Origin of the sequence: Rhizobium sp. NZLR1 (assembly GCF_017357385.1) — a bacterium.
Taxonomy (GTDB): domain Bacteria; phylum Pseudomonadota; class Alphaproteobacteria; order Rhizobiales; family Rhizobiaceae; genus Rhizobium.
This window is the reverse complement of the sequence record NZ_CP071632.1, coordinates 2,778,361-2,798,841: the sequence shown is the minus strand read 5'-3', so window position 1 is coordinate 2,798,841 and position 20,481 is coordinate 2,778,361. Positions and strand designations below refer to the sequence as shown.

Genomic DNA, 20,481 nt, shown 5'->3' with positions numbered 1-20,481 from the left:
GGCACTCCTGCCTATTGCCTGCAAGGGAACCGGGGCAGGGTGGTCATGATCAATCCGTCGAGCAACTCGGGAATGCGCGACGCCGATGTCACCATCCGTCGCATTCTCAAGGTCAACCATGCGGGCGAGTTCGGTGCTATCAGGATCTATGGCGCCCAGATCCTGATGGCCCGGCGGCTGTTTCCCGACATCGTGCCGGCGCTTGAAGAGATGCGTGAGGACGAGATCGACCATTGCCGGCTGTTTCGCGAGGCAATGCCTGCAAGGCGCGCCAGGCCCTGCCGCGTCATGGCCTTCTGGAGCCTCGGCGGTTCCGTACTCGGCATCCTGACGGCGCTTGGCGGGCGCAACATGATCTGGATCTGCACAGAGGCCGTTGAAAGCACGGTCCACCGCCATCTCGAAGACCAACTGGCCTTCCTCGCCAAGCGCGATCCCGAGCTTCACGCCCTGATCGCCTCGATACAGGAACAGGAGCTGGCGCATCTGAGGAAGGCTGAGGACAGTCAAAGGAGACGGGGCCTGAACCACGCCTTGCTCCTGCCCGTCATCGGCTCTCTGACCGATCTGATGATCTGGCTCTCCACCTGGGGTGACTCGAGCTGGATGCGCGCCGAAATGACACGTGCGGGGAAGGGATAGGCTTTGACGGGGAGGTTCGGAGGAAGCAATGGCGGCAGAGGCAACGGTAAACTTTGAGGTCGGTGGGGATCATGTTGTCGGAACATTGCGTCTGACGGCCTCGGCAAACGCACCGATTGTCGTGCTTCTCCATGGGTTCGGAGGAACGCGGCACGAACTCATGATTTCTCAGACCGGCACCGGTATCTTCACGCATACGGCGGAGAAGCTCGCGTCTCTCGGTTTTTCGAGCCTAAGGATTGACTTTCGAGGTGTCGGCGAAAGCGGCGGACGCTTTCAGGACACGACATATAATCGCCAAATCGAGGATTGCATCGCCGCCATGGACTTCGTCAGCGATCTGCCGTCGGGTGGTCCGAATGCGATCTTTCTGCTGGGATGGAGCCAGGGTGGCCTGGTTGCTGCCGTGGCGGCGGGCCGAACAAATCGACCAGCGGCGGTCGCGCTCTGGGCCCCTGTCGGCGAGCCGAAACTATCCTTTCCAGCCTTGATTGGGCGTGATGTGTATGAACGGGCGCTCGAAAACCGATCGCCCACCAAGCTTCAACTTCCGTGGGGCTCGTCCATGACTCTCGGCCATGACTTCTTTGCCGACGTCGAAAGCCTGGATCCGCTGGACGAGATTGCTAAGTATGATGGCCCGGTTTTCCTTGCCGAAGGCAGCCTGGATACCGCCATTCCTGTGGGAACAGCGGCAAAGTTCGCTCGGGCGCATAAGGGGGCACACCAAGTTTGGGAGGCTCCCATGGATCACATTTTCAACACTTGTAAGAACGTCGATATGCTGGACCGGCTGATCACGGCCACGGCAAGGTTTTTTGGTGACCGGCCGGATGATAGATGAGGCACAAGGCTCAACGCCCGCCTCAATGAATACCGGTTCTATTCGACAAGCCCGAGGATCGGGCCGTAACCGCCGTGCCAGGAGCGGTCGTTGCGGCCCATTGCCGGATGGTAAAGCCCGACACCGTTTCCGCCATCGAGAAACAAGGCGTCGGGGCATTTCAGATTATCGCGGAAGAGCCGCGCGAAATCGTCGAAATTCACCCCGTCTTCGCTGATCGCCAAGCGAACCGTGCCGGCCGCGCAGACGCCGACACCGCTTCGGCGGGTTCGATCCGTCGAGCCTGGGATGAAGATCGGGTTCAGCGTGCCGGCGATGACAAGCATCGGGCCGGACTGTGTAGCGAACCGCACTTTGGGCGCAAGCTTCAGAAATTCATCTGTAGGGAGGATGCCTGCGCCGGTTTCACTCAGAAAGAACACGCCGTTCGGCTTCTTGTAGAAATTGGGTACCTGGCTGGCGGAGCTTTCGGCCTTTGCGGTATTGGCGGGTTTCAATTCCCTGCTGTTTTCGACATACAGTCCCATCGGCGAAAAATCGGCCCGGTACATGCCGGCGTTGACGGCCAACACCAGCGTCTTCCCCGCCGCGTGAACGGCTTCGGCAAGGCTTGAAAAGGTGCGGTACGGTGCGCCATCGGCGCCCTTCCAGAACAGGCGGAGGTCGGCTTTTTCAAGGTCCAATGTGCAGACGACGTATGCCGCATCTTCAAAGGTTTCCCGCTCGCATTGTCCGGCATGCGCTCGATGTGGGGACATCATCATTGCTGTCAGCATCATGGCCGCGGCGAGCATGCCCTGTTTCAGATAGGTCATTGGTCTCACGGTCTCGACCTCGTCAAAATGTGCCCGACAAAGCCGTGCAGGCGAGTAGCACGCCCGTCAGGATATTGGCGAGGAAGAGGCGGTAATTCAGGTCGGGGCGGGCAAGGTCGATCCGCCGGGTCTGCCAGGCGAGATGAGCGGCGATGACCAGCATTCCGATTGCATAAGGCGGCGACATGTCCAGCAGCCAGCCGCCGAGCGACCAGGCCCCGACGGCCAGAGCATAGAACAAGCCGATCCACATCTTGCCGTGCCTGCCGAACAGGATTGCCGTCGACTTCAGGCCGAGGCGGGTATCATCCTTCAGATCGACATAGGCGTAGACCGTATCATAACCGATCTGCCAGGCGATGGCCCCGCCCCACATCAAGACGGCGCCGGCCGGAATATGGCCTGCAAGCTCGGCCCATGCCATCAGCATCCCCCAATTGAACGCTGCACCCAGGACGGCCTGGGGCCAGTGGGTGAAGCGCTTGCAGAGCGGGTAGATGAAGACCAGCGGCAGAACCGAGATTGCCACCAGGCACGTATAGGGTGTCAGGAAGAGTAGAAGCGATGCCGCAGCCACGAGTTCCACGGCCAGAAAGACGAAGGCGTGCAGGGTGCGGAGCTCCCCACTTGCAAGGGGCCGGAAGCGAGTCCGTTCCACATGGCCGTCAAACTTCCGATCCGCGATGTCGTTGACCGTGGAACCGGCACTTCTCATCAGCACGGCGCCGAGAGAGAAGATCGCCAACTGCAAGAAGTTCGGCAGACCGTGCGATGCCTGGATGAGGGCGGCCCAGCATGGGAAAAGCGTCAACCAGATTCCGACCGGGCGATCGAGCCGCGCCAGTCGCGTGTATGGCCGCCATGCGGCCGGTAACCGGCGATCCACCCAGTCGCCATGGTTGATGTCGCTGAGATCAGGGCGGCTGAGTGTCGTCATGATGTGATCTAAAATTCCTATCGCAATAAACCGGATGCCTCAGCTTTTCATCGCCATCGGTGACGCCGAGAATAGGAATTTTTGCAAGCACTGCAACGGCAGTCTGCCGTGACTAAAGCGCGTCGCGATCTTTCAGATTCCCTCCTTGCGCTTTAGCTCTTTGTTTTTACGCATGTCGTTGCCGCAAAACCGCTGCAAACTTTTCCGCGACATGCTTTAACATCCCCGCCCGCATGACCTGCCGAATGGATACGCCGGTTATGCGTGAGCCGGCTGGATGCTGTCATCTACAACGCTGAGGTCCAAGTGTCGCAATTCAATCGTTACGACTATTCCTATCTCCCCGCCCATATGACGTGCGGGCCAGCGCCGCGATCCGGTGCATCCCTTGGCAGGCCGAAGAAGCGCTTTGCCATTTCGGTGGGGCCGAGATCCTCCAGAGAAACGAACCCCAGGCTCAGCAATCGCTCGGAGATTTCCTTCGGATCGAAGTGTGTCAGCCACGGTTCGCCGGCCGCAGCCGTGCGCGATCCCATTTCCGCCGCGCGGGCACGGCGTTCGGGTGAATAATTTTCGAGGGGTTCGCTGTAGTCGAAGACGACGGATGCGCTCGGCAGGCCGGCGACGAAGCGCAGCAGGGAAAAGACCGACGCCTCCTTGAGATAGGGCACGACGCCGAGCCAGATGAAGAAGGATGGCGTTTCCAGCTTGAAGCCGGACGCGACGAGGCACTCTTTGAGATCTTCCTGCTCGAAATCGACCGGAACGAATGTCGGCGGGGCGTGCGTCAGCTCGGTTTCGTTCAGCCGCGTCTGCTTCCAGCTTTGCGTGGCAGGATGATCGACTTCGAAGACCTTCAGGCCGGCATGGGGATTGCGCAGTGCAAAGGTGTCGAGCCCGGCGCCGAGGATAACTGCCTGCCGGACGTCTCTTGCTACGGACAGGGCAAGGCAGTCTTCGGCATATCGGCTGCGTGCCGCCATGAAGAGGCGAAAGGATCGCGTAGAGGGGTCCCGGGCTTTCAGGTCAGCCTCGGCGCTCGCCTCCTCACCGAGTATCCGGCGAGCGTAGGGGTCGAAGAAGATTGCGCCGCCATCGACGTTCTGGTGCGCCGCCCTGTAGGCTGCAGCGCCCAGCGCGGTGCGGCTTGGTTCCGATGCTCGCATGAAAGCCTCGTTGTCTGTAAACCTTGGTCCCGACGCCCGGACCGTAGCTGACCCTTGTCATCGCGGGCAGGTTAAAACACGATTTTAACGATGTAAAGATTAGATCAAGACATGACTAGGGATAAAACAGCGACCCGCTATCATCACGGCAATCTGCGCCCCACGTTACTGGCGATGGCAAGGGCGCTTATCGAGGAGGGAGGCCCGGCGGCGCTCAGCATGCGGGAAATCGGTCGCCGCGCCGGGGTCTCGGCTCCGGCGGCCTACCATTATTTCAACAGCCTTGACGCCATCGCGGCGTCACTTGCCGAACAAGGCTTTGCCGAACTCAGCGAAACCATTGATGCCGCCCTGGATGGTCCCCGGCGACACCTGCTTGCCGGCGGCATCGCATATGTCGCCTTTGCCCGCGCGAATCCGGGCCTCTATCGGCTGATGTTCGGGGAGAGTTTTCAGGCCTATTCCAAAGGAAATGAAGCGATCCGCGCCTCGCGGGCGCGGGTTTACCGGCAGATGAAGGACGATCTGGAAAAACGGCTGACGCCTGAGGATGTGCCGATTGCCGCGCTCTTTCTTTGGTCGTTGACGCACGGCCTTGCCTTGCTGATGATAGACGGCCAGGTCGAACCCGACGCGGATCTCGACACGAAGATCGAGGATATCCTGAAGTTCGCCGGCATGAGGCTGCCTGCAGCGAGATAGGCGGTCGACGCCTTGAGCAAAAGCGAAAGGCACGAACATTCGGCAAGGAGCCCAAGACATTCGATCATTACCAAGCGGTACGAGCGGTACCGAGTGCCGTGGTATGAGAGGAAGAAACGTGGGCGACGTACGCCTTGAGCGACACGACACAGTTTCCCGGACAGCTGAGTTTGTGCAACGTCAAGTGCTTCAGCAATAACTCTGCGTCGCGCTTCTCGGATAGCGGAAATGTCACAGTCATGCGAGTTTCTCCAACGAACAACCTGAGCGTCTACAGAAATAATGGTTAAATTTTTTTGCGCTGCAACAAGAAAATTTTAATAATAAAATTAAAATCGATTAGCTTTTCGGGTGGGATTTTTAAAATCGTTTGAAATTTGGTTCTGCGCTGGAAGCTTTCAATTCGCCGTCGGATGCACTCGATGCGATCGATCGCCACATTCTGCGCGTACTTCAGCGCGACGGGCGCATTTCGAATGTCGAGCTGGCAAAGGAGGTAGGCCTGTCACATTCGCCCTGCCTGCGCCGCGTGCGGCTGCTGGAAGAAGCCGGGATCATCGATCGCTATGTCGCCGTGCTGGATCCGGCAAAGGTTGGGGCGGGGCTGACGGTTTTTGCCCGCGTATGGTTCAAGACCCAGGATGCCGAGGTCGCCCTGCGCTTCGCCGAAGCCGTGAGACGGTTTCCCGAGGTGATGGAATGTTACCTGACGACGGGCGAGTGCGACGCCGTGCTTCGCATCGTCACCACCGATTTGCACAGCTATTGGCGTTTTCAGGCCGACCACCTGACCCACATTCCGAGCGTCCTCAGCGTCAAGACCGACGTGCCGATGGAAACGCTTAAGCGAAGCTACGAGCTGCCGCTGCGATAGGTCACGCGTGGCGCCTTGCCCGTCGTATGGGTGCCGTCGGGTGGCCAGCGCCGTCCTTCGAGGCCCTTGCGGGGCGTCTCAGGATGAGGCCGGAGAGAGGGTGCGCCTGGGATAGGGGCACCTCAGTGAGGCTGGCGAGAGAGCGGCACTAATCACGGGGAGGAGGGTTGCTGGTTCTCGTCAGCCAGATGATGCCCAAGACCAGGAGCAGGATCATCGCGCCATGGGTGATATAATCGAGCGTGGTCTGTGGCCCGACGCCGATGGCGATAGTGAAGGCGCCGACGAGGGTGCCGAGGAGGGCGAAGGCCTGGGCGCAAAGCGCCGCCGTTCGGCTCCATCGCCGGTTCAGGACAAGCGAGATCAGGCCGAGCAAAAGAGCGGCGGCTATCACCGCTTCGGCAATCATCGCCTGGTGATGCTCGTGTCCTTCGAGGATAAAGCCGGCATGGGTGAGCGAGGCAGTGGCATAGAGGCACGTTTCGATCAGCAAGAGGATCGAGAGGGCTTTCATGGCATGTCTCCCCTGGGCCGATGAGGGCCTATTGCTCCATCCCATCACCTGCGGCAGAGATGGTTGCGACATTCCGGCTAGATGCGGCGTTCAAAACATGGTTTCGAATAGCGTCCGCACTTTCCCCCGGTGATGCGAAAGTTACGTCCAGGACGAGCGTATTTTGATGTTGAGGATCGAGAACGCAAGCTCGTCGGCTGCGTTCTCTCGAGGCTTCTACATCTATTGATTTTAAGTGGACGCGGCGTGCGGGTGTAGAAATGCGGCGTGCCAACTCATCCTCGTCGCAGAGCAATCGGATCGGCACCAGCAAGGCTTGGCGCTGTTGAGCCGCGGCAGCAATTTGTTGAAAAGTGCGCATGCTGCGTTCATCGCCTTCAATACCGGCATGCGTGAAGATGAAGTTTGCCGAGGGCGCGCCATAGGCGACGATCGCATCCAAGACGGCTTGCCGAACTCTTCCGGTGTATTCCCATATTCCGTTTGGGAGGGGAGATGTCCCGTCATCATCGATGAGGCGCAGTATCGGGTTATTGAACCAATGATTGTCGACAATCTTTGCGGAAAAAAGGGGGCTCAATTCTTTGGCGATCGCGAGTTTCCCGACGCCTGGAAAACCGATCAGCAGAATGAAAATATTCATACGGAGCAAACCTCCCCACTCTCGTCTGACATAGTCCGTGTGGCGCATTAGGGCTTTTCAATCCTCCCAGCTTACGCTCATTCAACCTGGATATGGATATGGTCGTCGTGGCGGGCGGCGCGGCAGCCTTGGAAGCGGACATGGCTGTTGGTAATGCCAAGCGCGTTCTTCAGATGCGGCTCGATGAAGATCTTCTGCAGGCCGAAGCGCGCCACGCCTTCGCTCGTCAGCCAGGCGACCGCGGCCGATGTGCGCTGCTCCTCGATGCCATAGGCCGGAAACAACGGCTGCAGCGCGTCGAAATCCCAGCGTGTGGTAAGCCAGTCATTGCGCCCTTGGCATGGCAATTCGTCGCCCGGCGCGGGCTGCTCGAAAGCGAAATAACCGATCGGGGAGCGGGTGACGCCATCCAGGAAAGCGTCGTCCGCATCCTTGTAATAATAGGCGAAGTCGAGCTTTTTTCCGTCGGCATGCGAAAGGTGCGGCAGCAGCGGAAAGCCGTTGACGAAGGGGAAATTCGCATCCAGCGCGACGGTGACGGTACCGGGAAATTCCTCGTTCATGTGGGCGGCAAGCGCTTTTGCCAGATCGCGCAGGTGAGGGGTGACGTAGTTGCGGTTCAGCAGGCAATAGATCGGGGAGCGGACCACGAGCCTGTCTGTGGCGCTTGATATGCAGGAGAGGGGTACCCGCCCGACCATCGGGGCTGCGAGGCTCGCGGCAAATGTCGCACCGGCATAGCAAAACAGGAAGATGGCGAGCTTCGTCAGAAAGCGCCGGATGCCCCAGGCGCGCGACGCGGCCAAGGCGATGAGATAGGCGATGCCGCTGATCTGCGTGAGCAGCGTCAGAAGGAGAACGATCAGGACGTGGAGAGCAAAACGGAACACGGGGGAGGCCTTGCGGGACGTTACCATCCCTTAGGCGAGGGGATGGGGATCCGCAAGATGGCTGCAAACCGCCGACCGGCGAGACCTCTGCTTTTGATCTCAGAATTGACAGGATCAATTATCTGACTTAAGTCAGATAATATGGCTTGCGATCCTGTCTCCCGCGTCCGTCGCTTCAACCGTGCCGTCACTTCCGAAGTCGGCGCTCTCGACAGCTCTTTCCTCGGGCGCGGGCGTCCGCTCGGGGCTGCCCGCGTGCTCAATTCGATCGGACGGGGACAATCGGATGTTGCCGTGATCCGCGATTACCTCGGTCTGGACTCGGGCTTGATGAGCCGTCTGCTGCGCAGTCTGGAAGAGGAGGGGCTCATCGAGACGGTGCCGAACCCTCAGGACGCGCGTCGCCGCATCGCCAGATTGACCAAAATCGGTCAGTCCGAGTTCCAGGCTTATGAAGCGCTTTCCAATGCGCAGGCGGAGGGATTTCTGGCACGCCATCGCCGCCCGGAAGAACTCCTACGCGCCATGGACATCGTTGCTTCCTCGCTGAGGCGCGACCAGATCGTGATCGAGGAGACGGACCCTCGGCACGAGGACGCCAGCTATTGCTTGAGCGAATATTACGGCGAACTTTCACGCCGGTTTGAGAAGGGCTTCGATGTATCGCTGTCCCGCGATCCCGACGCCAAGGATATGACCCGTCCGCGCGGTGCGTTCCTGGTGGCCTTGTCCGATGGCCTGCCGATCGGCTGCGTCGGGTTGAAGGGTAGCGGTGGCGAGGTCGCGGAGATCAAAAGGCTCTGGGTCGCCCCCTCCGCGCGTGGCCTCGGGCTCGCAACACGCCTCATGTTTGCCGCCGAGACCATCGCCCGCGAGCTATCCGTCAAGCTCCTCCGTCTGGATACGAACAGTGCGCTTTCCGAGGCGCAACAGCTCTATCGCGGAACCGGCTGGCATGAGATCGACCGGTTCAATGACGACCCATATCCCGACACGTTTTTTGAAAAGCGACTTTAAGCCTCTCGAGCCACCGCCGTCGGGTCCTACTGGTGGTCCAACTGCTTCGACAGCTCGGTAAAAAGCCTGTCGCGGTCAGTGTTCATCTGGATGAGATCGACGGCAATGGTGATGGCGCGGCGCCCTTCGATGCTGTCGATGTCGAGCTTCCTCTCGCAGCACCATAGCCGAACTGCATCGGTGACGATTGTTATTTCATCATCATTGAGTGAGATGAGCGATAGGAGCATCGTCGTGCCATCCGAAAAGCGGCAAGAGCACCTATGGTCTCTCAAGCGGAAGTGCCGATGCCGATGGGCCGATGGCGCTCACTCTACGCTCATTCCCCAGCTACACCACCGCTATTTCTCTGACACGGTTTGGTGCCTGCCCGGCCGGACGCCCGTATCCTCTGGCAATCTGAGCTTGTCGATCGGCATCATGCTCAAGACAGAACGTTTCGAGGAATGCGTCCTCGGAGCGTTCGTAGATCTCGACGGACATGCGCGCGAATTGAAGAATGCCGGCGCCTTGTTCTTTTTCTCACGGTCGTCAGACCGGAACCTGCCATGACTGCTTGATCTTCTGCATCGGGATTTCCGTCTTGATGTTGCGGACGCCTTCGATGCGGCCGAGGTGTTCCATCTGGAAGCGCCTGTAGCCGTCCAGATCTGGAGCCACGACCCGGAGGATGAAATCACAGTCGCCGGCCATCAGATGGCATTCGACGATCTGGGGCAGCTTCTCCGCCGCACGGCAGAAGGCCGCCGTCGTCTCTTCGTCCTGAGCCAACAACCAGATGCGGACAAATACGCTGAAGCCCATGTCGAGCTTCACCGGGTCCAGCAATGCGACGTAATGTCTGATGATCCCGGCTTCTTCGAGCATCCTGACGCGCCTCAGACACGGTGACGGAGACAGTCCGACCTTGGCGGCCAGTTCGGTGTTCTGGATTCTGCCGTCCTGCTGCAGGACGCGGAGTATGGCGCGATCTATGGAATCCAGCTTCATTGGCGTCCTCTGCTCGTGATTGGCTAGTCATTGGCACGGGATGCCAATAAAATGGCAATACATATTTGAGAACGCAACCAATCGCTCTCGGGATTGCGATAATAATTCAGGCGACGCACCGCTGTTCGCGGCACGCTTTCGATAACAAGGGTTACCGAGGTGACGGACTGCATCTCTGAAGACATCAGCATGCCCGCAAAAGGGCGATCCGAGGCATGGCGCGGCCTGAAGGCGGCGATCCCGATCATGCTGGGCTTCGTGCCGTTTGCGCTGGTGCTCGGCGCGCAGGCCGCCGGCAAGGGATTTACGGCCGTTGAGGTGCCGCTGATGACGGGGCTGAATTTCGGCGGCGGATCGGAGTTTGCCGCTGTGGAGCTTTGGTCCTCGCCGCCGCACGTGCTTCTCATCGCCGCCATCACCTTTCTCGTCAACAGCCGGCATCTGCTGATGGGAGCAGCACTTGCCCCCTTCATTCGCCATCTGTCGAAAAGACAGGCGCTGATGGCGCTGTTCTTCATGTGCGACGAGAGCTGGGCGATGGGACTGGCGGATGCGAGGAAGGCCCGGGCCAATCTCAGCCTGGGTTATTTCTTCGGCGTGGCGCTCGGCCTCTATTTTTGCTGGGTCATCTTCACGACCATCGGCGTCTTGGTCGGACCGATCCTCGGCGACGTCACCGAATACGGTTTCGACATGGCGTTTCCGGCCGTGTTCCTGGTGATGCTCGCCGGCATGTGGAAGGGCGCGAAAGCAGCACTTCCCTGGCTCGTCAGCCTGTTCTTCGCGGCTGCAACCTACCTGGCGCTACCGGGGGCCTGGTATGTTCCGGCAGGCGCGCTATCCGGCGTTGCCGCGGCATTCCTGATGGCGCGCGCCGATGGCTGATCCGCTTTACCTCACCGCGATCGTGCTGATGGCGACGGTCACCTATCTCACCCGCATCGGCGGCTATCTCTTCCTGCGCAACCGCGCGCTCGGCCCGCGCCTGCGCATCGTCATGGAGAGTGCTCCGGGCTGCGTATTGATCACTGTCATCGCACCCGACTTCGTCACCGGCCGGCCGGCGGATCTGATTGCTCTTGCGGTGACGATGCTGGCGGCAGCCCGGCTGCCCGTGCTGCCGACCGTCATCATCGCCATTGCCGCCGCAGGCATCCTGCGGCACGCGCTGGTGTGAACGAATGCCGATTCCGATCGGCGGCTCGTTTATTTTGCGAGCACGATGTGCGTGGCGTGTTCGGTGGCGACATGCTCGGCGACGCGGAAGCCGAGAGCGGGCAGGTCGATGCCGGTGAACATTGCTTCGCCCTTGCCGAGCACGACGGGCGAGAGGGCGAAATGCAATTCATCGATCAGGCCGGCCTGAAGATATTGGCGCACGGTGCTGACCCCGCCGCCGATCTTCACATCCTTGCCGCCGGCCGCGGCCTTCGCCTTTTCAAGGGCGTCCTCGATGCCGCCGGTGACGAAGTGAAAGGTCGTGCCGCCCTCCATGACGAGGGGTTCGCGGGGATAGTGCGTCAGGATGAAGGTTGGCGCATGGTAGGGCGGGTTTGGCCCCCACCAGCCCTTCCAGGCCTTATCAGGCCAATCGCCGCGGATGGGGCCGAACATGTTGCGGCCGAGGATGAAGGCGCCGAAATTGGCCATGCCACGGGCGGCATAATCCTCGTCAATTCCTTGCGAGCCGTCGTCCTTTCCCTGCATCGCGCGAAACGTGCGGGTATGGAAAAACCATTGAAACATCTCAGTTCCGCGCTTGCCGAGTGGATCTTGCATGCTTTGCTCCGGCCCGGCGCCGAAACCATCCACGGAAAGGGAAAATGCTGCGACACGAACCTTGGACATGGTTTCCTCCATCTGATTGCAAATTAAAACTGGTTGTTTTGTCGCATAAGTGATCCTATAATGCAACCAGTTTTTTGAAGGAGATGCCTGGTGGATGTCGAACTGCGCTCGGGCTGCCCGATCAACCTGACGATGGAAGTGCTGGGCGACAGGTGGACCCTCATCATCATCCGGGACATCATGTTTGGCAACCGCCGCCATTTCCGCGATCTGCTGACCCATTCGGAGGAGGGGATCGCCTCCAACATTCTAGCAGCCAGGCTGAAGCGCCTGCTCTCGCTCGGGTTTATCAGCAAGCGGGACGATCCGAGCCACAGCCAGAAAGCAATCTACAGCCTCGAGGAGCCGGCCATCCAGCTTGTTCCCGTCTTCGCCATGATCGGCGCCTGGGGGCGGCGCCATCTGCCTGTCAGCGAGGAACTGAGCATCCGCGCGCAGCTTCTCGAAGAAGGCGGGCCGCCGCTCTGGGACGAATTCATGGAGGATCTCCGGCAGATCCATATCGTCGATCCGATCGGTGGAGCCAACGGCACGTGCACTTCGGCGGTGCTGGCGAAGCTGACGGCGGCGTTCCTCGAGGTCCGCGCAAAATCGTCGGCGCCGGTCTCCTGATTTCGAGAAAGGTCAACCGCCGGCGCCCTGGTATTTGCCGGTGGCGTATCGCCAGTGAGCGATCGATATCAACACCCAAACGGGGCCGGCGGCGAGCGCCACTGGCCCGGCCCAGTCCCCAAGGAGCGGGATAGATTTGCCGAGCAGGGCGCCGACCGGGACCGAACTGGTCAGGGCCAACGGAACCGCGGTGATGAGGGTGATCTGGATGCCGCCGGGAAAGATGTTAAGGGGGTAACGGGTCAGTTCCCAAAAGCCGAAGAAGATCGAAAACAAATGGTTGGACCGCACCCACATCAGCGCCGTCGCGCCGATCATGGTGATCAGCGCACCGGTCAAAAGCGTCGCGCTGATGAGCGTGGCAATGAGGAACGACACGGACCAAACCGACCAGGTGAAGTCGACCGACAGAATGGCCCAGCCCATCAGCGCTGCCGCGAGGATGACATGGCCGGCATAGCCGATATTGAGGCCGGAAAAGACCAGGTAGGCCCAGGGGCTCAATGGCTTGACCAGCAGCGTATCGTAAGTGCCGAGCCGCACCAGTTCTTCAAGGTCGCGCAATTGCACGAAGCTCATCGCGGCGCCGAGAGAATAGGCGAGCAGCTGGAAGCTGAACAACAGCGCCAGCTCCGGCAAGGTCCAGCCGCCCAGCGTGTGAAAGCGGGCGAGCAGGATGCCAATGGTGGCGAAGACGCTGCCATAGGAAAGGATCTGCGCGAAACGATCGAGCCAGAAAGCGCCGCGATATTCCATCTTTGAGCGGACATGCATCCGCACCAGCAACGGAATGACGCGGAGGTGATGAATGAGCACGTCAGCCTCCTTGCACGGTGATGCGGCGGGAGGCTGAGCGCCACAGCCAGAGCACGCCCAAGAGGAACACTCCGGCCCAGACAAGGCCGAGGCCGAGATGAAGGCAGGTGTCGGCAGCCGAAAGCCTGCCGAGATAGACCGCATTCGGATAATAGACGACCCAGGCGAAGGGCAGGTGGCGGGCAATCGTCGCCAGCGGTTCGGGAAAGAACCAGAATGGCACCAGCAGGCCCGAGAAGAGATGCAGCAGGGCGCCGAGGATCCAGTCCAGCGAGAAACTCGTCATCAGCCAGAAGGCGACGAGCCCGGAGACCGCCGACATCAGAAATACGAGCACGAAGGACAGCGCCCAGAAGGCAATGAACATCAGGCCATCAAACAGGCTTGCCGGCGGCAGCATGCCGTAAAACAATGCGGTGAAGGCGACGGTCGGGATGACCTGCGTTGCCAGGCGATAGAAAAAGCTGCCGGATTCATTAGCGAACAGATAGAGCGGATAGGACAGCGGCTTGAGCAACCAGACAGCGATGTCACCGGTCTTGAGCGACCGGCCGATCTCGCCGATGATCCTCTCAGGCCGGGTGGCGCCCATCACTGCGCCGCCGAGCAGCGCATAGGTCACCATCTGCTGCAGCGAGACGCCGTCGACCACGGTTGCGCCGACGCCGGCATAAACGGCCAGCCAGATGGCGACGCGGGCGACGACCTGCACCAGTTTGCCGAAGATGTTGGCCCAGACCTCGTTGCGGTAGGCGAGCTGCGCGTGGAAGGCGCTTCGGGTGAAGGCGAAATAAGCGCTCATGGTGCCCGCGCCCGGGCGTTTCGGGTGAAGGCGAGATATGCGCTCATGGTGTCCGCGCCCGGGCGTTGCGGGTGAAGGCGAGATAGGCGCTCATGGTGTCCGTGCCCGGGCACTGCGGGTGAAGGCGAAATAAGCGCTCATGATGCTCGCGCCCGGGCGTCGCGGCCCTGGTAGAAGGTGCGGATGACCTCTTCGATGTCGGGCTCGTGCAGCGCCACATCCTTGAGGTCGCGCTCGCTTCCCACCTCCGAAAGGATTTTGACCAGCGATATGTCTTCGCGCTCGATCAGATAATTCTTGCGCAGGCCCTCGTCGCTGACCAGCGACGCCGTTTTGAGCGGCAAAGGTCCCGGATCGCTGGCAAATTCGAGTGTCAGTCGCCGGGCCGAGCCCAATGCCCCGCGCAGGCTCCTCAATTCGCCGTCGAAGATCAGCCTCGAGTGATCGACCATGATCAGCCGCGGGCAGATGGTTTCGATGTCCTGCAGGTCATGGGTGGTGAGGATGATGGTGACGCCGCGCTCGCGGTTGATCTCCGCAAGAAAGCGCCGCACCGCATCCTTGGCGACCACGTCGAGCCCGATGGTCGGTTCGTCCAGAAAGAGGATCTTCGGATCGTGCAGCAGCGACATGACGATCTCGGCGCGCATGCGCTGGCCGAGGCTGAGCTGGCGCACCGCGCGGTCGAGAAAGGGCGTGAGGTCGAGCAGCTCGCTGAAGCGCCGGAGGTTATCGGCATAGCGGGCGGCTGATATATCGTAGATGCGCTGGTGCAAGGTGAAACTGTCGACCAGCGGCAGGTCCCACCACAGCTGACTGCGCTGGCCGAAGACAACGCCGATCTCGCGCGCATTGTCCATTCGCTTGAGATGCGGTGTGCGGCCAAGCACGGTAAGCGTGCCGGCGCTCGGTACCAGGATGCCGGTCATCATCTTGATCATGGTGGATTTGCCGGCGCCATTGGGGCCGAGATACCCCACAGCTTCGCCGGCCGCGACGTCGAAATCGATGTCGGAAACGGCCAGAACCTCTGTATATTCGCTCGTCACCAGCGTCTTTAGCGCGCCCAGAAAGCCCGGAAATCTCTTGTGCTGCCGGAAGCGTTTGCTGACGCCCCGGGCTTCGATCAAAGCCGTCATATGTATTTCCCGCCGACTCGGCAGCTGTGAGGATTGGAACCCAGGCTAACGCCGGGCTCGGCCAGTGCAAGCAAAAGTCGCTTTTGGCTGTCACTCAATCGCCCAATTCAAAGTGCTGCGGCATCCTTCGCGCATCCGAAAACACGCGCGGCGCCGCAGCCTTTTGCGTTGACAGCGGTGATCAATCGATCGCTGTTGGGGTCATGAAGATTCTCGCAATATCCGGCAGCGCTCGGCGCGATTCCACCAATACGGCCATGCTGCGGGCCATCAGCGTCGTCGCACCAAGTGAGATCGAGATTGCGATCTTCGATGGCGTGGGATACCTGCCGGTATTCTCGCCTGATCTCGAGGGGGAATCCCTGCCGGCGGCGGTGCGGGATTTCATCGACGTGATCGCTCGGAGCGACGGGGTGATCATCGCCAGCCCGGAATATGTGCGATCCATTCCCGGCGGCCTCAAGAATGCGATCGACTGGCTGGTGTCAGGAGAGCAGATCGTCCACAGGCCCGTTGCACTGCTGCACGCATCACATCGGGGCGATGACATGCTGGCAGGTCTGCGCACGATCCTTGCGACCATCACCGACCGCTTCGCGGACGATATCTTTCTGCGGCTTCCTTTGATGAAGCTGGAACCGGCCGAGGTGTTTCGGGCTGTCGCGACGGTGGAGAACCGTTTGAGGGTGCAGGCCTATCTTCAGGCCTTCTCGGCCTATTGCAAGGCAGCCGGCTAAATCGCCTGAGGTCCGCCCGGTCATCGGATCTCCATCAGCAGGCCGCTCTCGAACGCTGTTTTTTCCTGGAGCGTGTGCAGTATCACGAGCGGGGCTGCGAGCAGCGCGGCGAGGATGAAGGCGGAGAGGAAATGCCTCTTGAGGAAACGGAGGATAGGTCGGATCATCTTGATCTCCAGATGCCGCGGATGTCCTTTGTACTGGACCTCAACAATTGCGGCAGCATGACCGGCTGCCTTGCAAGCTCCGCAATGCTGCCGCAACCCTTGTGGCGGACAGAGGGAAGGTCAAGAGAACAGGCGGGCGATGCGGATATTGTTGATAGAAGACGAGCGGGAGCTGGCCGAGGCGCTGTCGGCAGCGCTTGGCAAACATGCGATCGTCACCGACCACACGATGCACCTGGCCGATGCCGTCGAGCTGACGCGGCAGAACCTCTACGACGCGATCCTGCTCGACCGGCGCCTGCCCGATGGAGAGGGGCTGAGCTTCATTCCAGAGCTGAGGCGGACGGGGAAGGATACGCCGATCATTGTGCTGACGGCGCGCAACGAGCCGAAGGAACGGGTTGAAGGGCTGGACCTGGGCGCCGACGACTATCTTGGCAAGCCGTTCCTGGTCGAAGAGCTGATGGCGCGGCTGCGGGCCGTGCTGCGGCGGGCGCCGGGTCTTGCCGAATTGCAGATTACCGCCGGGCGGATGGTGATCGATCCGCTGCATCTCAGCGTCACTGTCGCAACGGTGCCGCTCGACCTGCCGCGACGCGAACTTCTGGTGCTGGCCGCCCTTGCAAGGAGGAAGGAGAAGACCGTGCTCCGCTCGACACTGGAGGCGGCGGTTTATAATTACGAAGAGGAAATCCAGTCGAATGCGCTCGATGCGCATATTTCGCGGCTGCGCAAGCGGCTGATCGATGCCGGCGCCGGTGTCGCGATCCATAATATCCGCGGCGTCGGCTATCTCATGAAGGAAGAATGATGGCCAAGGTGCAATACGCCAATCCGTCGCTTTGGTGGCGGCTCAGCTGGCAGCTCAGCATCGTTTTCGTCGCCGTGGTGGCGGCTGTCATCGTCGGCCTTTGCGTTTACGGGGCGATGATCCTCTCGCCGAACGTCGCCATGGAATACAGGCTGACCGCAGCGCTCGATGAGGCGCTGATCCGCGATACGCAGGGCAAGCTCGTCATCGTCGACAGCCCGCGCCTTAGCGCCTTCAAGGCCGAGAGCGACAGGCTCTGGTTCGTCGTAGCTGCGCCGGACGGGCAGACTGTTTCCTATGGCGCCGTGCCGGAGGCCTATCAGGTGCTTGGCCCCTATGTGCACCTGATCAAGGAGGCCGATATACGCGGTGCCGCCTTTACCGGCGAGAGCGCCTCGATCGACAGTGTCGAGACGGGGATCGGGCCTTTCCGGGTGATGTATGGCGGCAACCCGAGCCGGAGCGCCACCTTCCTGACCATGCTCACAGAGACCTATCCGATCTATGTGCCGCTGCTGGCGGTCGCTCTGCCGGCGGTCTTTTTTGCTGTGCCCCGGATTGTCGGGCGGGCGCTGAGGGGGATCAGCGACGTGGCGCGTGCCGCAGCGGCAATCGAGCCGCGCCGGCAGGGCGCACGCCTTCCCGTGAGCGGCATTCCCCGGGAAGTGTCGCCGCTCGTGACCGCCTTCAACAGTACGCTGGAGCGGCTGGAGAATGAATTCCGCAAACGCCAGCGCTTCCTGATCGATGCGGCGCATGAGCTGCGGACGCCGATCGCCATCATGCAGACGCGTATCGACGGCATGCCCGATGGCCGCGAGCGGCAGCGGCTGCTCGACGACGTGGCGCGGCTGGCCGAGGCGGCCGAACAGCTGCTCGATTTCGAGCGAAACGACCAGGCGGCCGATCTTGACGAAACGGTCGATCTCGTCGGCATCGCCCGCACTGTGGTTGCCGACCTCGCGCCACTGGCAATCGCGGGCGGCTACCAGATCTGCTTTCAAAGCGAGGTGGAGAGCCTTGAACGCCGCGGCAGCCCTTCCGCCTTACCGCGGGCGGTCAGCAACCTGGTGCGCAATGCCATCGACCACGGCGGCAATGGGGGCATGATCACGGTCGCGATATCGCGCTCGGCTTCCGGCGGCGGCAGGATCAGCGTCGCCGACGAGGGGCCAGGCATTCCGGCCGAACATCGCGAACTGGTGTTCGAGCCCTTCTATCGCGTCACTCCAAGAAGCAAGGGCGCCGGTCTCGGCCTCAGCCTCGTCAAGCAGGTCGCCGCAAACCATGGCGGCGCGGTCAGCATCGAGAGCAGTGCAGCCGGGACACGAGTGATGATCGAACTCGCATAGGTAGGTCAGGCTGGCTTGAGCCGCAACCGCCCGCCGGAAGCGACCTGTAATGTTGCGGCAATTCTCGACCGCCACTTTCGCCTGAGACTAGAGCGCGGCGCGTCTTACAAGACGCGCCAAGGACGCTCTAGCGCTTTAAACCTGCGCATAATCCTTTCCGGAAATCGATTTCGATTTTCGGGGTTATGCGCTATCGGCGACGGAGGCCAGACAGCGTGCGCAGCAATCCATTTTCATTTTCTTTCCTACAGGCTCCGAGGGGCTTGTCTCTCGCCTTGCCGGTGGCGCTTGCCATGACAGCGGCAGGGTGCAGCTCGGTGCCCCTCAAGGGGGCCGGCACGCTTTCCTTCTACGGCAATCTCGGCCCGCCGAAGGGCAAGTTGTCGAAATCGCGCGTCTATGTCGATGGGACGCGCCTTAGCCCGGCAAAGACGGTGAATATCGTGCCGACAACCTTCGCTTTCAGCGCCGCGACCCGCGTCAAATCGGACGCCGACCGGGTGATGGTGGCGAACGCGCTGGACCGGGCGCTCTGCATTTCGCTCAGCGACAAATATCAGCTGGTCTCTTCAGGCCAACCGGCGGACCTGACGATCCGCTCCGTTGTCACCGACATTGTACCGACCAATAAGGCGATGGCGGGTGTTTCCACCGTTGTGACGGTTGGCACCGGTTTCGTGCTGCCCGTCGGCGTGCCGCGGCTGCCGGCCGGCCTCGGTGGACTGGCGGTCGAGGCTGAGGCCGTCGACCGCGATGGTGTGCAGCGGGCGGCGATCGTCTGGTCGCGCGGGGCAAACTCGCTGCAGAACACTCCCCGCGTTTCCGAAGTCGGCGACGCCTATGGCCTGGCGTCGAAATTCAGCAGCGAATTTTCCCGCATGCTGATCAAAGGCAAGGAACCGAAGGGATTGGATATCTCGCTGCCGTCGGGGCAGCGAATGAAATCCTGGCTCGGCGGAAAACCGAAATACGCCGCCTGCGACGCCTTTGGCCGGTCGCCCGGACTGATGGGAGCTGTGGCCGCCAAATACGGCGCGCCGCCGCAATGGACCGAGAAGAAGCCGAAACCGGCGGCGACCTACTGAGAGATACACGCTCAGTCTTGCCCCAGGCGTTGCCCGTGCGGCATCAAAAAGCCCCGCATTTTCATGCGAGGCTCGCTGTTGACGGGTGGATCGGTTTATTGGCACTCGCGGCGCGGGCCGTAGCTCGGCTGGAAGGTATTGTCGTAGGCGCGGTAAGACCGGTAGCGGCTGTAGCAATAGTCGGCATGCGAGCTGTAGGCGCGTGAAGAATAGGCGCGCGGCTGCGAGGCGATGATGCCGCCGATGAGCGCGCCGGCAGCGAGCCCGCCGATGATGGCGCCGCTATTGTCATGGTGGTGATAGTGACGATTATAGCCACGATCCCATCCATAGCGGTCGTCGCGGTAGTAGCTGCCATCGCGATAGTGGTGGCGGTTTCGGTACCACCTGTGATCATTACCGAACTGCCCAGGGCAATTGGTGAAGTTGTTGCAGCCGACGGTCATGATATGGGCGGCACTTTGAGACGCCGGTTGCGCCGATTGCGCCGGACTCGGCACGAAGGCAGGGCCTGCCGAGGCCGGCATTCCGGAGAAAGCCGTCGCTATCGACAGGGCAATGATGGCGAATCTGTTCATTTCTCTCACCTTGGGTAACGGATGTTCGAGGGGGTAACGCACGGGAAGGGGTTTGGTTTCATTTTGGGATGAAAGGCGCGATGTATGTGCGCATCTGCTAACGCAGCGGGGTAAAATGGGACTCGGCCAACGGCGGTCGATGCGGTGGGTCGCGGCCTGCCGGAGACCGGAAAGAATGCTGCGTTCGAGCGTATAGCGGGTTGCGCGTTATCAGGTTCGCTTCCCGCCGGCCAGCAATCGAAGCTGGTTCTCGTCATGCACGCCTTGCCGGTAGAGCTCGATGATAAGTGCGCCTAGACGGGCGGCTTCCTCGCCTGATCGGTCAATCTGGAGCTCTCTACACAGCGCTTCATGGACACGCCTGCACACATCGAGATCTTCGGATGCGAGCGGTTCGTCACGCGTACTGAACAGCTTGTCTGACATCGCAATCTGCCCTCTTTCGATGCCGTGAATCGCTATCGGTGAAAAAAAGATAATTTCGTGATCCTTGCTCTGCA

Annotated in this window: 27 protein-coding genes; 12 read left to right on the top strand and 15 right to left on the bottom strand. The window is 60.8% G+C overall.

Features of this window, described 5'->3' with window-relative positions; genetic code table 11:
* Window positions 1-45: 45 nt before the first annotated feature.
* Window positions 46-642 carry a demethoxyubiquinone hydroxylase family protein gene (locus J3O30_RS13990; protein ID WP_207580904.1) on the top strand — a complete coding sequence of 199 codons (597 nt, stop codon included), beginning with the start codon at window positions 46-48 and terminating at the stop codon, window positions 640-642.
* 28 nt (window positions 643-670) lie between these two features.
* Window positions 671-1,486: an alpha/beta fold hydrolase gene (locus J3O30_RS13985; RefSeq protein ID WP_207580903.1), complete on the top strand. Its 816-nt coding sequence runs from the start codon at window positions 671-673 to the stop codon at window positions 1,484-1,486.
* A gap of 38 nt (window positions 1,487-1,524) precedes the next feature.
* Here the strand turns inward: J3O30_RS13985 and J3O30_RS13980 are convergent, their stop codons facing one another.
* The 3 genes from J3O30_RS13980 to J3O30_RS13970 all read right to left on the bottom strand — a co-directional run bounded on the left by J3O30_RS13980 (window position 1,525) and on the right by J3O30_RS13970 (window position 4,404).
* Window positions 1,525-2,301: a phosphodiester glycosidase family protein gene (locus J3O30_RS13980; protein WP_207580902.1), complete on the bottom strand. Its 777-nt coding sequence runs from the start codon at window positions 2,299-2,301 to the stop codon at window positions 1,525-1,527.
* Window positions 2,302-2,323: 22 nt separating this feature from the next.
* Window positions 2,324-3,238, bottom strand: a complete 915-nt coding sequence (ubiA, locus tag J3O30_RS13975; protein WP_207580901.1) for a 4-hydroxybenzoate octaprenyltransferase — start codon at window positions 3,236-3,238, stop codon at window positions 2,324-2,326.
* A 335-nt stretch (window positions 3,239-3,573) separates the two neighbouring features.
* Window positions 3,574-4,404 (bottom strand): SAM-dependent methyltransferase, encoded by an 831-nt coding sequence (locus tag J3O30_RS13970; protein WP_207580900.1) that lies wholly within the window; start codon window positions 4,402-4,404, stop codon window positions 3,574-3,576.
* A 111-nt stretch (window positions 4,405-4,515) separates the two neighbouring features.
* Here J3O30_RS13970 and J3O30_RS13965 point away from each other — a divergent pair, with 111 nt between their 5' ends.
* Both J3O30_RS13965 and J3O30_RS13960 read left to right on the top strand, forming a co-directional pair.
* The gene (locus tag J3O30_RS13965) at window positions 4,516-5,106 is read left to right on the top strand and encodes a TetR/AcrR family transcriptional regulator (RefSeq protein ID WP_207580899.1); all 591 of its coding nucleotides are present in this window, start codon (window positions 4,516-4,518) and stop codon (window positions 5,104-5,106) included.
* A gap of 370 nt (window positions 5,107-5,476) precedes the next feature.
* On the top strand, window positions 5,477-5,980 hold the full coding sequence (locus J3O30_RS13960; protein ID WP_246762671.1) for an Lrp/AsnC family transcriptional regulator: 504 nt from the start codon (window positions 5,477-5,479) through the stop codon (window positions 5,978-5,980).
* A gap of 148 nt (window positions 5,981-6,128) precedes the next feature.
* Here J3O30_RS13960 and J3O30_RS13955 read toward each other — a convergent pair whose 3' ends face one another.
* The 3 genes from J3O30_RS13955 to J3O30_RS13945 all read right to left on the bottom strand — a co-directional run bounded on the left by J3O30_RS13955 (window position 6,129) and on the right by J3O30_RS13945 (window position 8,027).
* Complete coding sequence (locus tag J3O30_RS13955; protein WP_207580898.1) at window positions 6,129-6,494, bottom strand: hypothetical protein; 366 nt, start codon at window positions 6,492-6,494, stop codon at window positions 6,129-6,131.
* Between the two features lie 28 nt (window positions 6,495-6,522).
* The gene (locus J3O30_RS13950) at window positions 6,523-7,137 is read right to left on the bottom strand and encodes a chloramphenicol phosphotransferase (protein WP_207580897.1); all 615 of its coding nucleotides are present in this window, start codon (window positions 7,135-7,137) and stop codon (window positions 6,523-6,525) included.
* Window positions 7,138-7,214: 77 nt separating this feature from the next.
* Window positions 7,215-8,027, bottom strand: coding sequence for a hypothetical protein (locus J3O30_RS13945; protein ID WP_207580896.1), 813 nt, complete (start codon window positions 8,025-8,027; stop codon window positions 7,215-7,217).
* 141 nt (window positions 8,028-8,168) lie between these two features.
* Here J3O30_RS13945 and J3O30_RS13940 point away from each other — a divergent pair, with 141 nt between their 5' ends.
* Window positions 8,169-9,044 (top strand): helix-turn-helix domain-containing GNAT family N-acetyltransferase, encoded by an 876-nt coding sequence (locus J3O30_RS13940; protein WP_207580895.1) that lies wholly within the window; start codon window positions 8,169-8,171, stop codon window positions 9,042-9,044.
* Window positions 9,045-9,070: 26 nt separating this feature from the next.
* Here J3O30_RS13940 and J3O30_RS13935 read toward each other — a convergent pair whose 3' ends face one another.
* Window positions 9,071-9,274, bottom strand: a complete 204-nt coding sequence (locus J3O30_RS13935) for a hypothetical protein (protein ID WP_207580894.1) — start codon at window positions 9,272-9,274, stop codon at window positions 9,071-9,073.
* 301 nt (window positions 9,275-9,575) lie between these two features.
* Window positions 9,576-10,034, bottom strand: a complete 459-nt coding sequence (locus tag J3O30_RS13930; protein WP_207580893.1) for an Lrp/AsnC family transcriptional regulator — start codon at window positions 10,032-10,034, stop codon at window positions 9,576-9,578.
* 189 nt (window positions 10,035-10,223) lie between these two features.
* Between J3O30_RS13930 and J3O30_RS13925 the strand changes: the two genes are divergently transcribed.
* Both J3O30_RS13925 and J3O30_RS13920 read left to right on the top strand, forming a co-directional pair.
* Window positions 10,224-10,919, top strand: coding sequence for an AzlC family ABC transporter permease (locus tag J3O30_RS13925; RefSeq protein ID WP_207580892.1), 696 nt, complete (start codon window positions 10,224-10,226; stop codon window positions 10,917-10,919).
* Complete coding sequence (locus tag J3O30_RS13920; protein ID WP_207580891.1) at window positions 10,912-11,211, top strand: AzlD family protein; 300 nt, start codon at window positions 10,912-10,914, stop codon at window positions 11,209-11,211. Before J3O30_RS13925 ends, J3O30_RS13920 begins: the two co-directional genes overlap by 8 nt.
* Window positions 11,212-11,240: 29 nt before the next feature.
* Here J3O30_RS13920 and J3O30_RS13915 read toward each other — a convergent pair whose 3' ends face one another.
* Window positions 11,241-11,882 carry a dihydrofolate reductase family protein gene (locus tag J3O30_RS13915; RefSeq protein WP_207580890.1) on the bottom strand — a complete coding sequence of 214 codons (642 nt, stop codon included), beginning with the start codon at window positions 11,880-11,882 and terminating at the stop codon, window positions 11,241-11,243.
* 90 nt (window positions 11,883-11,972) lie between these two features.
* On the opposite strand from J3O30_RS13915, the gene J3O30_RS13910 reads away from it, so the two are divergent.
* Complete coding sequence (locus J3O30_RS13910) at window positions 11,973-12,494, top strand: helix-turn-helix domain-containing protein (RefSeq protein WP_207580889.1); 522 nt, start codon at window positions 11,973-11,975, stop codon at window positions 12,492-12,494.
* 12 nt (window positions 12,495-12,506) lie between these two features.
* On the opposite strand, the gene J3O30_RS13905 is transcribed toward J3O30_RS13910, so the two are convergent.
* The 3 genes from J3O30_RS13905 to J3O30_RS13895 form a co-directional block, all read right to left on the bottom strand.
* Window positions 12,507-13,310: an ABC-2 family transporter protein gene (locus tag J3O30_RS13905; RefSeq protein WP_207580888.1), complete on the bottom strand. Its 804-nt coding sequence runs from the start codon at window positions 13,308-13,310 to the stop codon at window positions 12,507-12,509.
* Window position 13,311: 1 nt separating this feature from the next.
* Window positions 13,312-14,112, bottom strand: coding sequence for an ABC-2 family transporter protein (locus tag J3O30_RS13900; RefSeq protein ID WP_207580887.1), 801 nt, complete (start codon window positions 14,110-14,112; stop codon window positions 13,312-13,314).
* Window positions 14,113-14,249: 137 nt separating this feature from the next.
* The gene (locus J3O30_RS13895; protein ID WP_207580886.1) at window positions 14,250-15,251 is read right to left on the bottom strand and encodes an ATP-binding cassette domain-containing protein; all 1,002 of its coding nucleotides are present in this window, start codon (window positions 15,249-15,251) and stop codon (window positions 14,250-14,252) included.
* Window positions 15,252-15,454: 203 nt separating this feature from the next.
* Between J3O30_RS13895 and J3O30_RS13890 the strand changes: the two genes are divergently transcribed.
* Entirely contained in the window at window positions 15,455-15,988 is a 534-nt protein-coding gene (locus J3O30_RS13890) for an NADPH-dependent FMN reductase (RefSeq protein ID WP_207580885.1), read from the top strand.
* Window positions 15,989-16,008: 20 nt separating this feature from the next.
* Here the strand turns inward: J3O30_RS13890 and J3O30_RS13885 are convergent, their stop codons facing one another.
* Window positions 16,009-16,155: a hypothetical protein gene (locus tag J3O30_RS13885; RefSeq protein WP_207580884.1), complete on the bottom strand. Its 147-nt coding sequence runs from the start codon at window positions 16,153-16,155 to the stop codon at window positions 16,009-16,011.
* A 139-nt stretch (window positions 16,156-16,294) separates the two neighbouring features.
* Here J3O30_RS13885 and J3O30_RS13880 point away from each other — a divergent pair, with 139 nt between their 5' ends.
* From J3O30_RS13880 to J3O30_RS13870, 3 genes are all read left to right on the top strand, one after another.
* Entirely contained in the window at window positions 16,295-16,966 is a 672-nt protein-coding gene (locus J3O30_RS13880; RefSeq protein WP_207580883.1) for a response regulator transcription factor, read from the top strand.
* Complete coding sequence (locus J3O30_RS13875; RefSeq protein ID WP_207580882.1) at window positions 16,966-18,318, top strand: HAMP domain-containing sensor histidine kinase; 1,353 nt, start codon at window positions 16,966-16,968, stop codon at window positions 18,316-18,318. The genes J3O30_RS13880 and J3O30_RS13875 overlap by 1 nt, the downstream gene beginning before the upstream one ends.
* Before the next feature lie 185 nt (window positions 18,319-18,503).
* Complete coding sequence (locus J3O30_RS13870) at window positions 18,504-19,403, top strand: DUF3313 domain-containing protein (RefSeq protein WP_207580881.1); 900 nt, start codon at window positions 18,504-18,506, stop codon at window positions 19,401-19,403.
* Between the two features lie 95 nt (window positions 19,404-19,498).
* Here the strand turns inward: J3O30_RS13870 and J3O30_RS13865 are convergent, their stop codons facing one another.
* Window positions 19,499-19,981 carry a BA14K family protein gene (locus tag J3O30_RS13865; protein WP_207580880.1) on the bottom strand — a complete coding sequence of 161 codons (483 nt, stop codon included), beginning with the start codon at window positions 19,979-19,981 and terminating at the stop codon, window positions 19,499-19,501.
* A 210-nt stretch (window positions 19,982-20,191) separates the two neighbouring features.
* Window positions 20,192-20,407, bottom strand: a complete 216-nt coding sequence (locus J3O30_RS13860; protein ID WP_207584331.1) for a hypothetical protein — start codon at window positions 20,405-20,407, stop codon at window positions 20,192-20,194.
* Between the last annotated feature and the right edge of the window lie 74 nt (window positions 20,408-20,481).

Bases quoted from the DNA above. Each gene is read 5' to 3' on its own strand.
- J3O30_RS13980 (WP_207580902.1), bottom strand. From the start codon at position 2,301: ATGACCTATCTGAAACAGGGCATGCTCGCCGCGGCCATGATGCTGACA.
- J3O30_RS13940 (WP_207580895.1), top strand. From the start codon at position 8,169: ATGGCTTGCGATCCTGTCTCCCGCGTCCGTCGCTTCAACCGTGCCGTC.
- J3O30_RS13935 (WP_207580894.1), bottom strand. From the start codon at position 9,274: ATGCTCCTATCGCTCATCTCACTCAATGATGATGAAATAACAATCGTC.
- J3O30_RS13885 (WP_207580884.1), bottom strand. From the start codon at position 16,155: ATGATCCGACCTATCCTCCGTTTCCTCAAGAGGCATTTCCTCTCCGCC.
- J3O30_RS13875 (WP_207580882.1), top strand. From the start codon at position 16,966: ATGGCCAAGGTGCAATACGCCAATCCGTCGCTTTGGTGGCGGCTCAGC.
- J3O30_RS13890 (WP_207580885.1), top strand. From the start codon at position 15,455: ATGAAGATTCTCGCAATATCCGGCAGCGCTCGGCGCGATTCCACCAAT.
- J3O30_RS13925 (WP_207580892.1), top strand. From the start codon at position 10,224: ATGCCCGCAAAAGGGCGATCCGAGGCATGGCGCGGCCTGAAGGCGGCG.
- J3O30_RS13950 (WP_207580897.1), bottom strand. From the start codon at position 7,137: ATGAATATTTTCATTCTGCTGATCGGTTTTCCAGGCGTCGGGAAACTC.
- J3O30_RS13865 (WP_207580880.1), bottom strand. From the start codon at position 19,981: ATGAACAGATTCGCCATCATTGCCCTGTCGATAGCGACGGCTTTCTCC.
- J3O30_RS13930 (WP_207580893.1), bottom strand. From the start codon at position 10,034: ATGAAGCTGGATTCCATAGATCGCGCCATACTCCGCGTCCTGCAGCAG.
- J3O30_RS13955 (WP_207580898.1), bottom strand. From the start codon at position 6,494: ATGAAAGCCCTCTCGATCCTCTTGCTGATCGAAACGTGCCTCTATGCC.
- J3O30_RS13900 (WP_207580887.1), bottom strand. From the start codon at position 14,112: ATGAGCGCTTATTTCGCCTTCACCCGAAGCGCCTTCCACGCGCAGCTC.
- J3O30_RS13870 (WP_207580881.1), top strand. From the start codon at position 18,504: ATGCGCTATCGGCGACGGAGGCCAGACAGCGTGCGCAGCAATCCATTT.
- J3O30_RS13920 (WP_207580891.1), top strand. From the start codon at position 10,912: ATGGCTGATCCGCTTTACCTCACCGCGATCGTGCTGATGGCGACGGTC.
- J3O30_RS13965 (WP_207580899.1), top strand. From the start codon at position 4,516: ATGACTAGGGATAAAACAGCGACCCGCTATCATCACGGCAATCTGCGC.
- J3O30_RS13985 (WP_207580903.1), top strand. From the start codon at position 671: ATGGCGGCAGAGGCAACGGTAAACTTTGAGGTCGGTGGGGATCATGTT.
- J3O30_RS13880 (WP_207580883.1), top strand. From the start codon at position 16,295: ATGCGGATATTGTTGATAGAAGACGAGCGGGAGCTGGCCGAGGCGCTG.
- J3O30_RS13915 (WP_207580890.1), bottom strand. From the start codon at position 11,882: ATGTCCAAGGTTCGTGTCGCAGCATTTTCCCTTTCCGTGGATGGTTTC.
- J3O30_RS13970 (WP_207580900.1), bottom strand. From the start codon at position 4,404: ATGCGAGCATCGGAACCAAGCCGCACCGCGCTGGGCGCTGCAGCCTAC.
- J3O30_RS13895 (WP_207580886.1), bottom strand. From the start codon at position 15,251: ATGACGGCTTTGATCGAAGCCCGGGGCGTCAGCAAACGCTTCCGGCAG.
- J3O30_RS13860 (WP_207584331.1), bottom strand. From the start codon at position 20,407: ATGTCAGACAAGCTGTTCAGTACGCGTGACGAACCGCTCGCATCCGAA.
- ubiA (WP_207580901.1), bottom strand. From the start codon at position 3,238: ATGACGACACTCAGCCGCCCTGATCTCAGCGACATCAACCATGGCGAC.
- J3O30_RS13990 (WP_207580904.1), top strand. From the start codon at position 46: ATGATCAATCCGTCGAGCAACTCGGGAATGCGCGACGCCGATGTCACC.